Annotated in this window: 4 protein-coding genes and 1 pseudogene; 3 read left to right on the top strand and 2 right to left on the bottom strand. The window is 61.2% G+C overall.

Annotated elements, in window-relative coordinates; all coding sequences use genetic code 11:
• On the bottom strand, window positions 1–160 hold a 160-nt coding region (locus tag EOA24_RS28390; RefSeq protein ID WP_127410314.1), incomplete at its 3' end, for a DUF3606 domain-containing protein.
• 177 nt (window positions 161–337) lie between these two features.
• Between EOA24_RS28390 and EOA24_RS28385 the strand changes: the two genes are divergently transcribed.
• Window positions 338–1,168, top strand: a complete 831-nt coding sequence (locus EOA24_RS28385; RefSeq protein ID WP_127410313.1) for an ATP-dependent DNA ligase — start codon at window positions 338–340, stop codon at window positions 1,166–1,168.
• Between the two features lie 1,036 nt (window positions 1,169–2,204).
• Here EOA24_RS28385 and EOA24_RS28375 read toward each other — a convergent pair.
• A complete protein-coding gene (locus tag EOA24_RS28375; RefSeq protein WP_127410312.1) occupies window positions 2,205–2,552 on the bottom strand; it encodes a hypothetical protein in 348 nt (115 codons plus the stop codon).
• A 383-nt stretch (window positions 2,553–2,935) separates the two neighbouring features.
• Between EOA24_RS28375 and EOA24_RS28370 the strand changes: the two are divergent.
• Both EOA24_RS28370 and EOA24_RS28365 read left to right on the top strand, forming a co-directional pair.
• Window positions 2,936–4,021: pseudogene (locus EOA24_RS28370) on the top strand (site-specific integrase).
• 261 nt (window positions 4,022–4,282) lie between these two features.
• A complete protein-coding gene (locus EOA24_RS28365) occupies window positions 4,283–4,492 on the top strand; it encodes a hypothetical protein (protein ID WP_127410311.1) in 210 nt (69 codons plus the stop codon).
• Window positions 4,493–4,539 lie beyond the last annotated feature (47 nt).

Genomic DNA, 4,539 nt, shown 5'->3' with positions numbered 1-4,539 from the left:
GTTCTAAGGCTTTGCGGTCATTGCCATGCTTGCCGATCAGTTCCCGAACCTGCTCAGGCGTAAGCCGGTGCTGCTTGGCGAAATAGCGCACCTCATAGTCCTCATCGGCTGAGACGCGATCGCGGTCCCGGAAATCGCGTTTGGTTTTGTGATCGGTCATGGCGGTTCCTCCTGAGAGAAGGAAGAACAGCGGCCACGCGCGATTGTTCCTCTTTGCTTTTCAGCAATCGCTAACGGAACGCTTGCGGTCGTGCGATATTGAATAGAATTCGGTATCTCGCGTGGGTTTTCGATTCGTAAGCCTGCCGGCCGCGTCCGGCTATCCTTCATTCGTCCGATGGAGCCCGAGCTCGTCGAGCAGCCGCCCAAAGGCGAAGGCTGGAGCCACGAGGTCAAATTCGACGATAACCGCACCCAGGTCGTCAAGGATGCCGGCGGAATTCGCTTCTTCACGAAATCCGGGATCGACTGGACCGCGAAATACCAGCCGCTCGCCAAGGAGGCCGACTCGATCGGGGGCGAGAGTTTCATCCTCGACTGCGAGGTGATCGTGACGAACGAAGCCGGGCTTTCCGACTTCCATGCGCTGCGCCCGGCAATTACCAGGCGCCCTCAAGACCTCTATCTGGTTGCATTCGATCTGATGCACCTGAACGGCCACGATCTGCGCGCCATGGCGCTGAGCGACCGACGCGAGATCCTACAGGTGCTTATTCCAGCAGGCGGGCACATCCAATTCAGCGAGTCTCTGCCAGGCACCGGTGACGCTGTCTACTACCTGGCTTGCGAAGCGGGATGGGAGGGTATCGTGTCGAAGCGGCTGGACAGTATCTACCGCAGCGGGTCGACGATGAACTGTCGCAAGATCAAGTGCTACATCGAGAAAGTTATGGACGTCATCGGCGTGAAGCGCGAGAGGGGCAAACCGGCGATGGTGCTGCTGGCGCAGAACGGCCGCTACATGGGTGCCGCGGTCGTGACGTTCAAAGCCGACAAGCGACAGCGATTTTGGGAGCGCGTCCAGGCCAAGGCCGGCGCACCTCCGCCGGAGGGATTGGTGAAAGAGAAAGCTGAATGGCTGAAGCCGGGCCTGATGGGTCGGGTGAAGTGCCTCAAGGGCGAGGAGAAGCTTCGCCACGCCTCACTGATAGACCTTCGGGACGAATAGGCGTGGTCTGTTCGGTCGGCTGTGAAAACCGCTCAAAATTGAGCCTGACCTTGCGGCCCACAGGCTTAACTGCGGCCGTGACGGCTTTTTCGAATGCATCGCCGTTTACGAGCGAAGGGCTTCGACCCGATAAAATCTCCGGCCAGAACCGTAGAGCTGAACTGACGATAGCCACTTGCGCAGCCGCCGCTCCTTGGGCGAATGCTATTGTCTTTTCTGTCACCGCCAATATTGCCTCGGCCCCTTTTCGGGGCCTTGCTACTTGCATCTAATGCAATGATCGGCAGGCGCATAGCCACGACGGCAGGTGCCAACAGCAAGTCGCCGTAAGGGAAGGCTGCCTTTCGAATGGGACGTCTTTTGCGAACTGCCATCAGCTACCCCATTCGGCCGGCGCCGGGATCCACAGTCCAATATGCGCAAAGAGAGGCCTTGTTCCTGTTGGCAAAAGCCGAGGTCCACTTCGTACGATCCGCGACCTGCCGCACTTCAGATCGTGCCGATCAGAGTTGCACCCGGTGCGCCGATAATGTGAGTGGCTAGACCGAAAAGCCCCAGCGCCGAGGGGGGATCAGCGCTAGGGCCTTAGCCATGTACGCGGCACTCAGCATGTCCGCTCATTAGCTTGCTCTAATATCCTGAACGAATGGTGAATCGGCGGGTGGAGCTGTCAAAAATATAATCCCCTTTTCGAACGCCATTTGGGGTTCGTCTTAAATGGTTGAAGGGGCAGATCTCACAAATCGTCACGAGTGGTAAACCTCGAGCACCGAGGCAGCCCTCCCTCCCGGCTGCAACCTCAAGATCGCAGCCAGGAGGGAGGCTGATCAATGGCGCGAACGTGGGATATCCCAGCCAGCGTCGCTGATTTCCGTGTGCTGGTTACGAGCGGCATCGCGCCACATGCGGATCATCTTGGCGCATTCATGTCTCGGTAACGGATACGTCCCCATGCCACCAAGATGTGCTGGCAAGACGAACTTGGGCGATCGGCCCTCGCCCTTGCGCGATCTGGCGCAGGAGCGTGAGTTGTCGATCAGAGAGGGTGCCGATCAGCGCCCCCCTCTTCGCCGCGCCGTTCGAGTTCATCGGCGATCATTTCAAAGGCCGACGTCACCGTCGGCAACTCATCATAGAGGCGCTTCAGCCGCCAGGAGTCCACCAAATGGATGCTCAAGTAGTCGCTGCGGTCCGTGCTGGGGATGCCTTCTTCGCCATACATTGCCGTGTCTCTTTTCCAGGCTGCCGAAAACGGCGAAACGTGATCTACGGTCGCGAGACGATCACGGTTGACGCAGAGCCTATCAAACCCAAGTTCCTGTCCGGCATATTCCAGGATCTTGGGAAGTCGGACGATCGGCGGACGTGTCGGATCATAAACCACACCCTCCACGGCGGGACTGCCCGTTTCAATCCACCTGCTTCTCCGCGGGCACAGTGCTACGCGCGGCACGCGTCAGAGATCCAGATAGGGCTCCATCGCGTAACCACGGTTGATCACGCCGTGATGCCAGGAGGCGATGGAGGGTTTCAGAACGTGCTTGGTTGCATGCTGGATGCTTGGTCGGCTTGATCATCCGTTGCCTTCCACCGCGCTATCTTCGTCCAGCGAGGCCACGAATGCCATCAAATTCGGCTAAAAACGCACAGCCTGTCGCGCAACAAAAACGAATGATAATGTTGCCGCCCCACAGCACCGGGCCGCAAGACGTTGTTCCCGCCGCGCCGGTGTCGGCTGACCCCGGCGCCGACAGTCCCGACGGCGAGCTGCCGGATATCGTATCATGGCGATGGACCAGGCGCCGGGAGACGAGCCTGCGGAAGCCCCCTCCCCTGCCCTGTCGATCAGCGGCGGCCAGACGCGTGTGCCGGCGCATCTGGAAAAACTTGCCGATCATGCCCGCGACTATGTCGAGGCGGCGAGCGCGGCCAACACCCGCCGCGCCTACGCCACCGACTGGAAGCATTTCGGGAGCTGGTGCCGACGCAAAAGCGTCGAGGTGTTCCCGCCCGATCCGCAAGTCGTCGGGCTGTACATCACCCTTGCGCATCCGGCACGGCCACCGGCGACAAGACGCCAAATTCTGTGCCGACGATCGAACGCCGGCTGTCCTCTCTGACCTGGAACTACGCCCAGTGCGGGCAACGCTGGACCGCATGGATCGGCACATCGCCACCGTGATGGCCGGCATCCGCAACAAGCACGGCGCCCCGCCGCGGCAGAAGGAGGCGATCCTTCCCGAGGATCTGATCGATATGCTGGAGACACTCGAGCGCGGAAGCTTACGCGGCTTGCGTGACCGCGCCATGCTGCTCCTCGGCTTTGCCGGCGGCCTGCGCCGCTCCGAGATCGTGGCTTTGGACATCGACCGCGACCAGACCGAGGACGGCCGCGGCTGGATCGAGATCCTGGACAAGGGCATGCTCGTTTCCCTTCGCGGCAAGACCGGCTGGCGGGAGGTCGAAGTCGCGCGCGGCTCGTCCGATGCCACCTGCCCGGTTGTCGCGGTGCAGACCTGGCTCAAGCTCGCCCGTATCGCGCACGGACCGCTGTTCCGGCGCGTCACCGGCCAGGGCAAGGCGGTCGGCGCCGATCGGCTCAACGACCAGGAGGTTGCGCGCCTGGTCAAGCGGACCGCGCTGGCGGCCGGCGTGCGCGGCGACCTGCCGGGAGGCGAACGCCGAAAGCTGTTTTCCGGCCATTCGCTGCGCGCTGGCCTCGCCTCCTCGGCTGAAGTCGATGAGCGCTATGTGCAAAAGCAACTTGGCCATGCTTCGGCCGAAATGACGCGCAGATATGAGCGCCGTCGCGACCGCTTCCGGATCAATCTCACCAAGGCGAGTGGCCTGTAGGAGGTCCGGAAAGTCCCCTCCCCTTCCCGTTTGAATCGAAAAACGAGTGCTTTTCCTTCAAGGGGCCCGACATGACCGGTCTCAACGAAGGAAAAAGGTCCCGTTTCGGCCGATATCGCGGGCTGCGCGAGGAGAAACGGCTTGCCCCGAGCTTGACGCTGCAAGCCTCGAGGAGTGTATGGGCGCGAACGCAATACTCATCGCGCACCCTGACCCTAGCCCGAATTGGCCAACAAATCGTAAACGCAGGAGCGCGCATCTATGGAAACCAGGATCATCGACAGCCGTAACGATTTTGCACAATGGGCAATCGATAGGTCCAATGCGATTCTGACGGATCAGGGTTCGGAACTCGCCACCGCGGCCCGCAGGGGAAACGAAGCCGAGATCGCTGAGACAGCACAGGCGCTCGGCCAAGCGATCGTCGATGCGCTGATGGAGGCGTTCGACGGCCTCGCCGGCGACGAATGAACCACGGCTTGGCCGGCACGACTGGCCGCGCCAACGGAAACGACGGC

Source organism: Mesorhizobium sp. M2A.F.Ca.ET.039.01.1.1 (assembly GCF_003998035.1).
In the GTDB taxonomy this organism is placed as follows: domain Bacteria; phylum Pseudomonadota; class Alphaproteobacteria; order Rhizobiales; family Rhizobiaceae; genus Mesorhizobium.
Note: the sequence above shows the minus strand (reverse complement) of the source record. Positions and strands in the feature narration are given on the sequence as shown.

Coding starts and splice junctions, on each gene's coding strand:
- EOA24_RS28365 (WP_127410311.1), top strand. CDS start 4,283: ATGGAAACCAGGATCATCGACAGCCGTAACGATTTTGCACAATGGGCA.
- EOA24_RS28385 (WP_127410313.1), top strand. CDS start 338: ATGGAGCCCGAGCTCGTCGAGCAGCCGCCCAAAGGCGAAGGCTGGAGC.